This is a genomic window from Thalassobius vesicularis (assembly GCF_004799325.1).
Classification (GTDB): Bacteria; Pseudomonadota; Alphaproteobacteria; order Rhodobacterales; family Rhodobacteraceae; genus Thalassobius; species Thalassobius vesicularis.
Window position 1 is genome coordinate 287,830 of record NZ_SSMD01000001.1, and the last position, 13,064, is coordinate 300,893.

At 62.6% G+C, this 13,064-nt stretch carries 14 protein-coding genes and 1 tRNA gene; 7 read left to right on the top strand and 8 right to left on the bottom strand.

The features are described from left to right. Window positions 1-67 precede the first annotated feature (67 nt). Both E7681_RS01450 and E7681_RS01455 read left to right on the top strand, forming a co-directional pair. Entirely contained in the window at window positions 68-391 is a 324-nt protein-coding gene (locus E7681_RS01450) for a TIGR02300 family protein (RefSeq protein WP_136337480.1), read from the top strand. A gap of 104 nt (window positions 392-495) precedes the next feature. Continuing rightward, window positions 496-571, top strand: a tRNA-Ala gene (locus E7681_RS01455). Window positions 572-745: 174 nt separating this feature from the next. On the opposite strand, the gene E7681_RS01460 is transcribed toward E7681_RS01455, so the two are convergent. From E7681_RS01460 to E7681_RS01475, 4 genes are all read right to left on the bottom strand, one after another. Next, window positions 746-2,092 carry a TRAP transporter large permease gene (locus E7681_RS01460; RefSeq protein WP_136337481.1) on the bottom strand — a complete coding sequence of 449 codons (1,347 nt, stop codon included), beginning with the start codon at window positions 2,090-2,092 and terminating at the stop codon, window positions 746-748. A gap of 13 nt (window positions 2,093-2,105) precedes the next feature. Next, window positions 2,106-2,723, bottom strand: a complete 618-nt coding sequence (locus E7681_RS01465; protein WP_136337482.1) for a TRAP transporter small permease — start codon at window positions 2,721-2,723, stop codon at window positions 2,106-2,108. A 44-nt stretch (window positions 2,724-2,767) separates the two neighbouring features. Beyond that, entirely contained in the window at window positions 2,768-3,787 is a 1,020-nt protein-coding gene (locus E7681_RS01470; RefSeq protein ID WP_136337483.1) for a TRAP transporter substrate-binding protein, read from the bottom strand. A gap of 99 nt (window positions 3,788-3,886) precedes the next feature. Further along, the gene (locus E7681_RS01475) at window positions 3,887-5,068 is read right to left on the bottom strand and encodes a LysR family transcriptional regulator (RefSeq protein WP_136337484.1); all 1,182 of its coding nucleotides are present in this window, start codon (window positions 5,066-5,068) and stop codon (window positions 3,887-3,889) included. Window positions 5,069-5,177: 109 nt separating this feature from the next. Between E7681_RS01475 and E7681_RS01480 the strand changes: the two genes are divergently transcribed. Genes E7681_RS01480 through E7681_RS01495 form a run of 4 tightly spaced genes read left to right on the top strand, consistent with a single transcriptional unit; the run spans window position 5,178 to window position 8,620 of the window. Further along, the gene (locus E7681_RS01480; protein WP_136337485.1) at window positions 5,178-5,909 is read left to right on the top strand and encodes a PIG-L deacetylase family protein; all 732 of its coding nucleotides are present in this window, start codon (window positions 5,178-5,180) and stop codon (window positions 5,907-5,909) included. A gap of 10 nt (window positions 5,910-5,919) precedes the next feature. Then, on the top strand, window positions 5,920-6,879 hold the full coding sequence (locus tag E7681_RS01485) for a VOC family protein (RefSeq protein WP_136337486.1): 960 nt from the start codon (window positions 5,920-5,922) through the stop codon (window positions 6,877-6,879). A gap of 27 nt (window positions 6,880-6,906) precedes the next feature. Continuing rightward, window positions 6,907-7,578, top strand: a complete 672-nt coding sequence (locus E7681_RS01490; protein ID WP_136337487.1) for a 4-carboxy-4-hydroxy-2-oxoadipate aldolase/oxaloacetate decarboxylase — start codon at window positions 6,907-6,909, stop codon at window positions 7,576-7,578. After that, a complete protein-coding gene (locus E7681_RS01495; protein WP_136337488.1) occupies window positions 7,571-8,620 on the top strand; it encodes a 4-oxalomesaconate tautomerase in 1,050 nt (349 codons plus the stop codon). Before E7681_RS01490 ends, E7681_RS01495 begins: the two co-directional genes overlap by 8 nt. Before the next feature lie 3 nt (window positions 8,621-8,623). Here the strand turns inward: E7681_RS01495 and E7681_RS01500 are convergent, their stop codons facing one another. Then, window positions 8,624-9,406 (bottom strand): SDR family NAD(P)-dependent oxidoreductase, encoded by a 783-nt coding sequence (locus E7681_RS01500; protein WP_136337489.1) that lies wholly within the window; start codon window positions 9,404-9,406, stop codon window positions 8,624-8,626. Between the two features lie 106 nt (window positions 9,407-9,512). Between E7681_RS01500 and E7681_RS01505 the strand changes: the two genes are divergently transcribed. Beyond that, window positions 9,513-10,277 carry an enoyl-CoA hydratase gene (locus E7681_RS01505; protein ID WP_136337490.1) on the top strand — a complete coding sequence of 255 codons (765 nt, stop codon included), beginning with the start codon at window positions 9,513-9,515 and terminating at the stop codon, window positions 10,275-10,277. 59 nt (window positions 10,278-10,336) lie between these two features. Here E7681_RS01505 and E7681_RS01510 read toward each other — a convergent pair whose 3' ends face one another. The 3 genes from E7681_RS01510 to E7681_RS01520 form a co-directional block, all read right to left on the bottom strand. After that, window positions 10,337-11,587, bottom strand: a complete 1,251-nt coding sequence (locus E7681_RS01510; protein ID WP_136337491.1) for a 3-hydroxyacyl-CoA dehydrogenase — start codon at window positions 11,585-11,587, stop codon at window positions 10,337-10,339. Between the two features lie 9 nt (window positions 11,588-11,596). Then, window positions 11,597-12,514 (bottom strand): helix-turn-helix transcriptional regulator, encoded by a 918-nt coding sequence (locus E7681_RS01515; RefSeq protein ID WP_136337492.1) that lies wholly within the window; start codon window positions 12,512-12,514, stop codon window positions 11,597-11,599. Between the two features lie 105 nt (window positions 12,515-12,619). Further along, entirely contained in the window at window positions 12,620-13,063 is a 444-nt protein-coding gene (locus E7681_RS01520) for an acyl-CoA thioesterase (RefSeq protein ID WP_136337493.1), read from the bottom strand. Between the last annotated feature and the right edge of the window lies 1 nt (window position 13,064).

The following is a 13,064-nucleotide window of genomic DNA, read 5'->3' on the forward strand; positions in this document are numbered from 1 at the left end:
ACGGGAACTGTTATGGCAGTTGGCGCGGATCGTCGACAAGACCACATGGATCAAGAGGGGATTAACCATGCCCAAGGAAGAATGGGGCACTAAGCGTATTTGCCCGACCACCGGCAAACGGTTTTATGACCTGAACAGAAACCCGATCGTCAGCCCCTACACGGGCGAGGTCGTGGAACTGGAAACCACCAAGGCCCGCATGATCGCTGCTGACGCAGCGGATGCCGCCAACAAGAAGATGCGCTCGGCCGATCTGGACGGCGATGATGACGTTCTGGACGATGACGTTGACGTCGATCTGGATGACGATCTGCTGGACGAAGACGAAGACGATGAAAACGTCTCGCTGGACGACTTGGCAGACGTTGCTTCGGACGATGACGACTCCTGAGATCAGGGCTGAATAATTCTTTCCAGGGGCGGAATTTTCCGCTTGATCCCGCCCCCGGCTTCCCATAGATAGCGGCCCACGGATCAGATTGGTCCGTTGGTTACGGGGCCTTAGCTCAGCTGGGAGAGCGCTTGCATGGCATGCAAGAGGTCAGGGGTTCGATCCCCCTAGGCTCCACCAAACCTCCTCTTCAGGACAGATTTTGGTACGGGATTTCGCGCAGGCGAAGGCCCGTTTTTGCCGTTTCTCGGGCCCGGTTTCGGTGCCCGCAAAAAGGGCCTGCCCCGTTGTACGGAACAGGCCCAAAATCTTACGATTCTCCGGGTAAAGCAGAGGTTACACCAGCGCCCCGCCTCAGTAGATCAGCCGCACCAGCAGCATCGTGATCGACGGAAAGGCGACCAGAACGATGATCCGCAGGATGTCCGACACCACGAAGGGCAGCGCCCCGCGATAGGTTTCCGCGATACCGGTTCGCGTAGACAAGGCGTTGATAACAAACAGATTCATCCCAACCGGCGGGGTGATCAGCCCGATTTCGGCCGACATCAGCACCAGGATGCCGAACCAGATGCCCACCTCGGCCTGCGGGATGCCGAAATCCAGCCCGGTGATGATCGGAATAAAGATCGGAACGGTCAGGAAAATCATCGCCAGCGAGTCCATGACCGTGCCTAACACCAAGTAAAGTAACAACATTCCGCTGAGGATCAGCCAGGGGCTGACTTGTGTCTCCAGGAAAAACTGGGCCAGGGTCTGGGGCACTTGCGCCGCGGCAAGGAATGAGTTGTAGACCCCCGCCGCCAGGATGATGAAGAAAATCATGGCCGAGGTTTGCCCCGCCGACAGAAGCGATGCCTTGATTTCCCGCAGGCTCAACCCGCCTTTCACCCACGCCACAATTGCCGTCCCCGCAACGCCGACAGCCGCCGCGGCGGTGGGTGAAAACGCGCCGGAATAGATCCCGCCGATGACCAGCGCAAAGATGGTCATGACCGGCCAGACCTGCACCAACGCCTTGAAACGTTTGGAATAATCCAGACGAGGCAGCGCGTTTCCGGACCCTGGAACCAGCCTCGCATAGACCGCGATCGTGGCCATGTAGCCCAGCATCGCGATGATGCCCGGCACGAAGGCGGCGACGAACAGCTTCTCGATATTTTCCTCGGCCAGGATCGCGTAGACGACCAGCACGACGGACGGCGGGATCAGAATGCCCAGCGTCCCACCGGCCGCCAGCGCCCCCGTGGCCAGCGCACCCGAGTAGCCCGCGCGCTCAAGTTCAGGAAGGGCAACGCGCCCCATCGCCGACGCCGTCGCCAAGGACGAGCCGCACACCGCCCCGAACCCCGCGGAGGCGCCGATCGCCGCCATCGCCAACCCGCCCCGACGATGGCCCAGCCATGCCTCGGCGGCTTTGAACAGGGCTGCGGACATGCCGCCCCGGGTGGCGAATTCGCTCATCAACAGGAACAGCGGGATGATCGACAGCGAGTAGCTAGTCATCGTTCCATAAGTGAATGTTTTCAATTGGCTATCCATCATCCGCATGTTGCCGGACACGACATAGGTGCCCAGCAATCCGGTGATGAACATTGCGGCCGACAGCGGCAGACGAAATGCGATCAAGACCAGCAGAAACGGAAAGCTGAGCAAGCCGATCTGGAAGCTCGAGAAGTGAGTGGTGACGAAGTCCAGCATGGCGGCCCACACGTTAGGCGGTCAGTGCGCGCAGGCTGCGCAGAACGCAGAAGGCGGCGACCAGGAAGAAGGAGATGGTGCAAAGCTCGGCCACGACATAGGTCGGCCACAGGGGCAGGCCAAGGATCTGGCTTTCCTGCGCAGTCCGAACGCGGTCGGCAAAGCCCGAAAGGTCGCCGCTGACCAGCAGATCCAGCGCGCCGGCCTGCTTGCCCCGCGGCTTATCGAAGATCAGATACCATTGCCGTGTCATGACCATCCACGCGATGGCGCACAGGGACAGGTCCGCAAGGACATCCAATACACGATTGAAACCATTGCCAAATTTGGATTCGAACAGGTCTATACGGATGTGGCCGCGGCGGATCATGACCCAAGGCAGCGCCGAGAACAGGGCCAAACCGACACCGTAGGTGACCAGCTCCTCCTCTCCCAGGATGGCGCGCAGCCAGGGCGCGCTGTCGGTCAGGGCATCGACGCCAAACGCGGTGTCCAACATGCGGCGGGCCAGCTTCAGGATGATCGACAGACAGGTGACGACGGTGGCGAAAATCAGCCCAAGGCCACCCAGCAGGGCGATGCCTTCGGCAAAGCGGGTAAAGGCCCGCTCGGTTCGGTCGAAAAGGGTCATGGGGGGTATCCAGACAAGGCGGCCCCCGCAGGGGCCGCGCTGAGTTACTGATTGGCCGCGATCAGGGCCTTGGCTTGTTCGATCGCCGCAGTGCCGTCGAACCCTTCGCCGGTGGCGCGCTCGACCCAGCGGTCGTAGACGGGTTTGGAGGCCGCGATCCACCGCGCCACCTCCGCCTCATCCAGCTGGATGATGGCGTTGCCTTCGGCCTTGGACCGGCCGAACGTGTCCGCGTCGCGCATGACTTCGCCGGCGAACTGGGACAGGGCCTTGCCGGTCTCTGCATCCAGGATTGCGCGCAGGTCGTCGGGCATGCCCTCGTAGACATCCCAGTTCATCGCCAGCACGAAGGTCGAGGTGTACAGCGCCTTGGCCCCGCCCAGCTCGGTGTGATTGTGAACCAGTTCGGCCAGCTTGATCGAGGGCGTCACCTCCCACGGGATCACGGTGCCGTTGATCACGCCCTTGGACAGGTTTTCCGGGATCTTCGGCAGAGGCATCCCGACCGGGGTCGCGCCCAGTTCGGCCAGCAGGTCGGTCACGATACGGGTCGGACCGCGCATCTCCTTGCCGGCCATATCCTCCAGCTTGGTGATCGGATCTTTGGAGTGGATGACGCCAGGACCGTGGACCCAGCCCGCCAGAATCTTGGTGTCCTTGAATTCGCCATCCTGCAGATCGCTTTGGACCAGATCCCAGAATGCCTTGGAGGTCGCAACCGAGTCCTCCATGATGAAGGGCAGTTCGAACACTTCGGCACGGTTGAACCGACCCGTGGTGTAGCCCGGCAGCGTCAGCACTGCCTCGACCGCGCCATCGGCCGCCTGATCGTACAGATCGCCCGGACGGCCGCCCAGGGACATGCTGTCATAGGGTTCGATCTTGATGCGGCCGTTGCTGGCGGCGGCGACGCGCTCGGCCCACGGCACCAGGAATTTGGAGTGCAGCGGCGCTTTCTGAGACATGAAGTGATGGACGCGAATGGTGACGTCTTGTGCCTGCGCAAAGCCTGCGGCGGCGGTCAGGACCAAGGCGCCCAAGGTGGATTTCAAAAGTCTTTGCATAAGTTCCTCCCCAATGCTGACGATTGGCAGAGAGGTATCATCGGGACCGTTCCTGCGATAATTGGAAGGCGGCGACCACTATTAATTTTTGCTATAAACTTAGTTTTCACCAAACTCTGTGGCGAGCTCCCGCAGGATCGACATCAACGTCTTTTGGGTCTGGGTCGGTCGCCAATCTGCGCGCCATGTCATACCGATTTCCCTCGGGCTATCGCTCAGATCAATCGGTATTCTGTACAGCGACCCGGTGCGGAGCTCTTCGCTGACCTGGTTGGCTGAGATCATCGTCAGCCTGTCGCTGTCCTGCAAAAGTCCACGCACCAGCAGCATCGCGTTCGACTCGATCACCGCGCCGTGTCGCCCCCCGAAGAACGCATCGAAATGCGCGCGCGTTGGTGTGCCTTTGCGGGCCACCACCCAAGGATACGCGGCCAGATCGGTCTTGGAGGGGCGGGTGTCGCGTAAGGGATGGGACGGACCGCAGAACACACCCAGACGGTCGGTGAACAGCGTTTCCTGCACAACGTCGGGGGCTGGGGCGGGCCAGCGCAACGCGCCCAGCATCAGGTCAATTTCGCCGTGCCGCAAGGCGTGCAGCATCTCGTCATACGAGCTGTCGCTCACCGATATTTGCAGACGCGGACGCAGACTTGCCAGTTGGTTGAGCGCTCGCGGAAGGATGGTGCCCCTGGCCAAAGGCAGGCTGCCGATGCGCAAAACGCCTCTCTCAACCCCTTGTAATTGACCGATATCGTCGATGGCGTGATCCATCTCGGCAAAGGCCAGACGAGCGGCGCGGACAAGTAGTTCGGCGGCTGGGGTCAACTCGATCCCCTTTGGGCGCTTCACAAAAAGGGGTTGTTCAGACAGCGCCTCCAGATCCCGCGCGGTTCGGTAGAGCGACGGCTGGGACACCCCCACAGACCGCGCCGCGACCGAGAAATTTCCATGCCCGGCCACCGCGATCAAGGCGCGCAACTGGGTGCTGGTCAGCTGGTCGGCAAAGCCCGCACCCTTACGCGTCTTTTGCGCGGCGGCCCTGAGCAGATCCAACGCCCGCAGGGTTCGCAAATACAGAATTTCGGCGGCTTGCGTCGGCACCATGCCCTTGCTGGACCGGGCAAATAGCTGGACGCCAAAGTCGTTTTCCAGCCGTGCAATCGCTTGGGTAATGGCGGGTTGGGACAGATGCACTGCCCCGGTCGCAGCTGATATCCCGCCACTTCGGCACACCTCGGCAAAAGCTTTCAGGTGTCTGAGGTTGAAATTCTGGCCCTGCAATTTTCAAAATCCCTATAGCTAAATCAAATAGTGCTGCACCGGGAATGAAATGGCAAGTCGTGTGGGCCACCGTCATGTTGCGTCCAAACCTGTCAGGGGGAGAACAACATTGACTGATAAGAAAACCGCACTGGTGATTTCCGCACACGCCGCCGATTTTGTCTGGCGCTGCGGTGGGGCGATCGCGCTGCATCAGAAACTCGGTTACGAGGTGACGGTCGCCTGCCTGTCCTATGGCGAGCGTGGCGAAAGCGCCCGCCTGTGGAAAGAGGGCAAGTCTCTGGACCAGGTCAAATCGATCCGGCGCACCGAGGCGGAAAACGCCGCTGCCGCGCTGCACGTCCACGATATCCAGTTTCTGGACCTTGGGGATTACCCTCTGAACCTGGGGCAAGAGGCGCAGGAACGCGTGGTGGATATCATCCGCGCCGTTCAGCCGCGCTTTATGCTCAGCCACTCGCAATATGACCCGTACAACACCGACCACATGCGCACGACCGAGTTCGTGCTGACCTGCCGGATGATCGCGCAGGCCTGGGGTCACAATCCGGGGCAAAAGGTGCTGGGCGCGCCGCAGTTGTACCTGTTCGAACCGCACCAGACCGAGCAGATGGGATGGAAACCCGACACCTTCCTGGACATCACCGAGGTCTGGGACCAGAAGCGCGCCGCTATCGAGTGCATGGAGGGGCAGCACCACCTTTGGGACTACTACACCAACGTGGCACAGAACCGGGGCAACCATTTTCGTAGGAACTCGGGCGGGCAGGCGGGTGGGCGCGCAGCCCGGTATGCCGAGGGCTTTCAATCCGTGTTCCCCCGCACCGTCGACGAGCTTTGAGGAGGGCCCGATGAACGCACCGACCAACCCGTCCTTCGATATCGCGCATCTGGCGCATGTCGAGATTTACACCGACAAATTCGACGAAAGCCTGGACTTTTTCACCCGCGTCTTCGGGCTGAAACTGTCCGGTCAGGATGACACCAGCGCCTATCTGCGGGCTTGGGACGATTACGAATACCACTCGTTGAAGCTGACCCGCCACCACACCACCGGCGTCGGGCATATCGGCTATCGCGCCGCCAGCCCCGAGGCGTTAGAGCGTCGCGTGGCCGCCATCACCGCGTCAGGCTACACCGTTCATGGCTGGAACGACGGCGATCTGGGGCATGGTCGCGCGTTCCGGTTCGAGGACCCGTTCGGGCACGTTTTCGAAATCTACTACGACACCCAACGCGCCCCGGCGGACGATCCCTCGGCGCTGAAAAACATGGCGTCGCGGTTCCATGCACAGGGGGCCTGCCCGCGCCGGATCGACCACCTGAACTTGCTCAGCGCGGACGTTACCGAGTTCCGCCGCTTCATGGAAACCTGTCTGGGCAGCCGCGTGACCGAGATGATCCAGCTGGACAACGGACGCTTGGGCGGTTGCTGGTTCACGGTCAACAACAAGACCTACGACCTTGCCTGCACCGAGGAACACGGTGGTGGCAACGGCCGTCTGCACCACGTCACCTATGCCACCGATCAGCGCGAGGACATCCTGCGCGCCGCGGACGTGTTCCTGGAAAACGGCATCCACATCGAAACCGGGCCACACAAGCACGCCATTCAGGGCACGTTCTTTCTGTACGTCTGGGAACCGGCGGGCAACCGGGTGGAGCTGGCCAACGCCGGCGCGCGCCTGATCCTAGCCCCGGATTGGGAACCCGTCGTCTGGACCGAAGCCGACCGCAAGAAGGGTCAGGCCTGGGGGTTGAAAACGATCGAGAGCTTCCACACGCACGGCACACCTCCTGTAAGCCGCTGACCTGAAACAGTAAAAAGGAACAGACTCATGGGTGTCGTGGTTCAAAACATCAAACGGACAGAGGCAGAGGTCATCGCGAAACTGGGGCAAGCGGGTGTCGCAACCGTCCACGAAGCCCAAGGTCGGGCCGGCCTTATGAGCGCGCGGATGCGGCCCATTCAGCGGGATATGTCCATTGCAGGCTCTGCCGTCACCATCAGCGCACCGCCCGGTGACAACTGGATGATCCACGTCGCGATCGAGCAGTTGCAGCCCGGCGATATCCTGGTTCTGGCCCCGACTGCGCCTTGCGATATGGGCTATTTCGGTGACCTTCTGGCGACCTCAGCGATGGCGCGGGGCTGTACTGCGCTGGTGATCGACGCAGGTGTGCGCGACACGCGCGATCTGCGAGCGATGGGGTTCGGCGTGTGGTCCTCGGCCGTTTCGGCCCAAGGGACGGTGAAAGAGACGGTTGGTTCAGTCAACGTGTCATTGGTCTGCGCCGGGGCGTTGGTCCATCCGGGGGACGTGATCGTGGCCGATGACGACGGGGTTTGCGTGGTTCCTCGCGAACAGGCCGGGGCGGTCGCGCAGGCCGCCGCGCAACGTTTACATGCCGAGGAGGAGAAACGCCAACGGCTGGCGGCAGGAGAGCTGGGCCTCGACATCTACAACATGCGCGCGGCGCTTGCGGCGAAGGGGCTGAAATATGTCTGATGGCACACGCGTCATGTGGATGCGCGGGGGCACCTCGAAGGGCGGGTATTTCCTAGCGGACGATCTGCCCTCGGACAGGTCTTTGCGCGACGAGTTGCTGCTGCGGATCATGGGCTCGCCCGATCCACGGCAGATCGACGGGTTGGGCGGGGCGGATCCACTGACCTCGAAAGTGGCCGTGGTGCGCCCGTCCAAACGCGACGGGGTCGATGTCGACTATCTGTTCCTGCAAGTGTTTCCGGATCGTCCCGTGGTTTCGGATTCGCAGAATTGCGGGAACATTCTGGCCGGCGTCGGCCCCTTCGCGATCGAACGAGGCATGGTGTCCGCACAGGACGGTGAAACTCAAGTCACTGTTTTTATGGAGAATACAGGGCAGATCGCCGTGTTGCGAGTGCAGACCCCCTCCAATACGGTAACGTATGGTGGTCTTGCGCGGATCGACGGCGTCCCCGGCACCGCCGCGCCTGTGCAGATCGAGTTCCGCGACACCGCCGGGTCCTCCTGCGGCGCCCTACTGCCCAGTGGGCGCGTGGTGGATGTCATCGACGGGATCGAAGCAACCCTGATCGACAACGGCATGCCCTGTGTGGTGATGCGCGCCGCAGATTTCGGGTTGAGCGGGCAGGAAACGCCTGAGGAGTTGGAGGCCAACTCCGCCTTGCGCGAAAGGCTGGAGGCGATCCGCCTGCAGACTGGGCCGTTGATGAACCTTGGCGACGTGTCCGCGAAATCAGTGCCCAAGATGGTGCTGCTCAGCCCTGCTTTGCACGGCGGGGCCATTCAGACCCGCAGCTTCATCCCGCACAGGAGCCACAAGGCGATCGGGGTTCTGGGCGCGGTCAGCGTCGCCTCGGCCTGCCTGACGCCGGGCGCTGTTGGGAACGATCTGGCAACCCTGCCCCATGGCAACCCTAAGCCCCTGTCGATCGAGCATCCGACAGGTGAAATGACGGTCATCGGCCATCTGGATGGCAACCAACTGGTACGGGCCGAGGTTTTGCGCACGGCCCGTAAGCTGTTGGATGGGTTTGCTTTTTAGACGTCAGTAGATGGTATAACCGCCGTCGATCACAAAGCACTGACCGGTGTGATAGCTGGACAGGCCGGACATCAGATAGGACGCGATGCCGCCGTAATCGTCGGGCCGCCCAAAGCGGCGCATGGGGATGCGCGGGATCACGTTTTGCACGAATTTGTCGTTGGACATCAGGCCGGCGGTCATCTCGGACTCGGCGTATCCGGGCAAGATCGCGTTGACGGTAATGCCGTGGCGGGCGACCTCGACCGCCGTCGCGCGCACCAGCGAGTTCAGGGCGCCTTTCGACGCGCCGTAGTGCTCGTTAAAGGCCGCGCCGTCGATGGAGGCCACGGACGAGGTGCAGATCAGGCGGCCAAACGCGTCGCCTTGGGCGGCGCGCTCCATCATGTGCATGGCGGCAACCTGGAAACAGCGAACGACGCCTTCGACGTTTGCGGACAGCATATCGCGCCACTCCTGGGCGGTGCGCTGCACAAAGGGTTTCGGCCCGCCACCGACACCGGCATTGGCGATCATGCCGTCAACTCGGCCATATTTTTCAAGGGTTTGCGCCATCGCTGCGTCGATCTGATCCCAGTCGCAGATATCCACCGCAAGCGCCGAGTGATCGCCACCATGTTTCTGGATCGCCTCTAGTGCCGCGGCGTTCTTGGCGGGATTTCTGCCCCAAATACAGACACTTGCGCCAAGCTCGGCCAGTGTGTTGGCCATACCCAGACCAAGGCCACCGTTGCCGCCGGTGATGACGACGACACGGCCTGTCAGATCGAACGGATGGTTACTCATTTACTTCCTCCCTCATGTTGCGGTCAGGATAATCAGGGTGCGAAGAATTTCCACGCAAGAGTGCAGCCACGACGCGGCGTAAAATGACCGCAAAACAGGAGGCCCCATGACCGAACCCCGATTCGAAACCGTTCTGTACGAGCGTGACGGTGCTGTAGCGATTTTGACACTTAATCGTCCTGAGGCACTGAACGCGCTGTCCGTCCAGTTGCGCGCCGAGCTGGCCGCCGCCCTGCGCATGGCCGAGGATGACGACGAGGTTCGGGCCATCGTTCTGACCGGCGCGGGGGAACGGTCGTTCAGCGTAGGCCTTGATTTAAAAGAACTTACTGCGGATCCGTCCAAGCTGAGAAGCGCCACGCACGGACAACCCGCAGACAGCCCAAGCAAGGCGCTGGAGGACTGCACCTGCCCGATCATCTGCGCTGTCAACGGGTTCGCCATCACCGGGGGATTCGAGCTGGCCTTGGCGTGCGACGTGTTAATCGCGTCTGAAAACGCCAGCTTTGGCGATACGCATGCAAAAGTGGGGGCGATGCCGGGGTGGGGGTTGTCGCAGCGGCTGAGCCGCATCATCGGACCCAGCCGGGCCAAGGAAATGCACTTTGGCTGCCAACGGATCGACGCGGCGACCGCCAACGCCTGGGGGCTGGTCAGCCGCGTGGTGCCGCTGGCCGATTTGCGCAGGCAAGCCGTTGAAATGGCGCATACTTTTTCCGCCCACGACCCCAAGATCATTGCCGAAATGAAGCGCGTTGTGGACCGGGGATATGCCCTGCCCTTTGGCGACGGGATGGAGCTGGAGGGCGCTGCGGCGCGCGACTGGAACAGCAGCGCCACCCCGGTGGACGTGTCGAAAACGGGTCGTTAACCGGGCGAATCGTAAGATTTCTGGCGAAAAGCGTACGTCGAAAATCGGGGCGAAAATGGTTAACTCGGGCTGATCGACCGGCCCGTTCGCGCGGCCTGTACCAGTGCCGGGGCGGGCATCCAGACGACCGCGTCTTCGGCCTGTAGCGTGCTCAGCGCGTCAACGATTTCGGACAGGCCAAGCTGGTCGGCGCAGGTCAGGATGCCGCCCCAGTCGGCGGGAAAGCCGAGGGCGTGCACGCTGATCAGATCGAGGTCGGCGGCGGTGACACCGGCGGAAAGCAGCAGGGCCGCCTCGTTGATCTGGGCCAGCAGCAGGCGTTCGCGCAGGTCGTCCTCGGGGATGTGGCGCGGGGTGACACGGGCAAAGTGTGCCTCGATCCGGCAGAGATCTTCGACCAGTGGGTCGATGACCTTGCCCTCGCCGCCGGGGTAGCGATACCAACCGACGCTGGCCTTTTTGCCCAAGCGCCCCTCTTCGACGGCGCGGTCGGCGATGGGGATGTAGCGGCGGGCCGGATCGCGCACCATACGCTGACGTATGGCATAGGCGACATCCATGCCGATCAGATCCTGCGCCTCGTAAACGCCCATCGGGTAGCCGAACGCCTCGAGCGCCTCGTCGATTTCCCACGGGGTGGAGCCATCCATCAGCAGGGTGTCGGCGGCCTCGAGCAGGCGCATTTGCAGACGTTCCGAGGTGAAGCCGTCGGGCGTGGCCATGACCGGGGTCTTGCCGATCTGCGCGGCGAAACGGCGGGCGGTGACCAGCGTGGCGGCGTCGGTCTGGGGATGCGGGGCCAGCTCGACGATGCGCGAGGTGGCGGCGGGGGTGAAGACCTGCGCCCCGATCACGCGGGACGGGTTGGGCAGGTGGGCGGCGAGTTCGGACAGGTCGGCCCCGGCGAGGTTCACCAGCAGGGGCGTATCGGCGGGCAGATGGGCGGCGAGCCGGGACAGTTCCGCGGCTTTGTGGGCCAAGGGTTCGATCGTGCGGTCGATCAGCAGATCCGAGGGGGACACGTCCGCCGGCTCGGTCGAGAAGGTCAGCGTCGGGGGCGGCATGGGTGTGAGGCGGGTCAGGTAGTGCTGCGCGCGCTCCATGCTGGCGGCGTCTTCTTCGAAGAACAGGACAGGGATGCCGGCGGCGGTCAGCGAGAGGGCGACGCCAAGGCCCGTGGCGGCCCCACCCACAACGGTGACGCGGGTCAGCGGCGCACCGGGGTCAGGCAGGCGTTCCAGCGCGGTCAGGCGGGCGCGGTTGGCGTCGCGCCGGGGCTGGGGCAGATCGGTCAGCAGGGGGATGCGCATCCGGGCCCCTCAGCCCAGAAACTTGTGATCCTGGATCAGCCGCAGCAGCTCCTCAAGCGATTGGTCCATCGACTTGCCCGAGGTGTCCAGGCTGACGAGCGCCTTTTCGTACAGCGTTTCGCGGCTGGTCAGGATCGACTTCAGCTCTTTCATCGCTTCGGGGTTGCCGGCCATCGGGCGGGTGTCACCCTGGGCACGGACGCGGTCCATATGCTCGGACGGAGACGCCTTGACCCAGATCGTGTGGAAACGGTTCAGCAGGGTCGTATAGGTGTCGGGCGCGGCGACGATACCACCGGCGACGGCAAGGATCATGGTGTCATGGGTCTGGATCACGCGGGACACGGCCTGTGCTTCGAGCTTGCGATAGCCCTCTTGGCCATAGAGCGCCATGACCTCGTTCACGGGCATGCCGGACTGTTCCTCGATCTCGCGGTTCAGTTCGACGAAGGGGATGTTCAGGCGTTCACCGGCGCGGATGCCCAGCGTGGATTTCCCGGCGCCGCGCAGACCGATCAGGCAGATCCGGTGCGCCCGCATTTCCTGCGCGCTTTCGGGGCGCAGCAGGCGGGTGACGCGCTGGCGGGTTTCGGTGTTGGCAGAGCGGTAAAGCTCGGCCACTTGCAGCACCTCGGAGTTCCAGGGGTCGTCCTCGGTCATCAGCCATTCTATGCGGTGGTCCAGCGCGATGGCGACGCGCTGCAACAACCCGATCGAGATGTTGCCCTCGCCTGCCTCAAGCTGGGCCAGATAGCGCGGCGAGACACCCGAGATTTCGGACAGGACGCGGCGGGGAATGCCCTTGCGTTCACGGGCTTTGCGGACACGCTCACCAACGCGGACGATCAGGGCGCGCACTTCCTCTTCACCCAGCGAGCGGGTCTCGCTTGGGGTGGCTTCGCCCCGGAAGTTGGTGATTTCGCCCATGTCCCCTGTCCCTATGCGGAATAGCGCAACATGCGCCTTTCGCTATGCATTATATTTCACAGGTTAGCGCGAAAATTCAGCGATTTGCAATGAAATTCGCGCCTTTCACCCGGCGTCGGGGGATACCAGCAAGGGGGTGACAATGTCCACGATCTCTTGCGGGGCGGGACGCTTGGTGAAGGTGTCAGCCTGCGTGAAAACACAGACGAAACGGCCGGTAAAACAATCCACCCCGTCCTGCCGCCCGATGACGCGGAAGGTGATCGAGGTGGTGCCCAGTTTCAGCGGATCGACCTGACACATCAGCCGGTGGCGCGGCGTGACGGGCGAGGTGAAATCCAGGCTCATGTGCACGAAGGGCGTGCCCATGTTGCGGTCCAGCTCCATCTGGAACCAGCCGTCGCCGCCCAGGTGGTCCTCCCACCAGGCGTTGATGGCGTCCAGCGCGAACCACGGCAGGCGCGCGGTATAGGCGATCTTGGCCGGGTCGCAATCGCCCCAGGTCACACGGATTTCGTGGATGAAGGGCGATTGGTCTGGTTTGGTCATT

Bases quoted from the DNA above. Each gene is read 5' to 3' on its own strand.
- E7681_RS01450 (WP_136337480.1), top strand. From the start codon at position 68: ATGCCCAAGGAAGAATGGGGCACTAAGCGTATTTGCCCGACCACCGGC.
- E7681_RS01460 (WP_136337481.1), bottom strand. From the start codon at position 2,092: ATGCTGGACTTCGTCACCACTCACTTCTCGAGCTTCCAGATCGGCTTG.
- E7681_RS01465 (WP_136337482.1), bottom strand. From the start codon at position 2,723: ATGACCCTTTTCGACCGAACCGAGCGGGCCTTTACCCGCTTTGCCGAA.
- E7681_RS01470 (WP_136337483.1), bottom strand. From the start codon at position 3,787: ATGCAAAGACTTTTGAAATCCACCTTGGGCGCCTTGGTCCTGACCGCC.
- E7681_RS01485 (WP_136337486.1), top strand. From the start codon at position 5,920: ATGAACGCACCGACCAACCCGTCCTTCGATATCGCGCATCTGGCGCAT.
- E7681_RS01490 (WP_136337487.1), top strand. From the start codon at position 6,907: ATGGGTGTCGTGGTTCAAAACATCAAACGGACAGAGGCAGAGGTCATC.
- E7681_RS01495 (WP_136337488.1), top strand. From the start codon at position 7,571: ATGTCTGATGGCACACGCGTCATGTGGATGCGCGGGGGCACCTCGAAG.
- E7681_RS01500 (WP_136337489.1), bottom strand. From the start codon at position 9,406: ATGAGTAACCATCCGTTCGATCTGACAGGCCGTGTCGTCGTCATCACC.
- E7681_RS01505 (WP_136337490.1), top strand. From the start codon at position 9,513: ATGACCGAACCCCGATTCGAAACCGTTCTGTACGAGCGTGACGGTGCT.
- E7681_RS01510 (WP_136337491.1), bottom strand. From the start codon at position 11,587: ATGCGCATCCCCCTGCTGACCGATCTGCCCCAGCCCCGGCGCGACGCC.
- E7681_RS01515 (WP_136337492.1), bottom strand. From the start codon at position 12,514: ATGGGCGAAATCACCAACTTCCGGGGCGAAGCCACCCCAAGCGAGACC.
- E7681_RS01520 (WP_136337493.1), bottom strand. From the start codon at position 13,063: ATGACCAAACCAGACCAATCGCCCTTCATCCACGAAATCCGTGTGACC.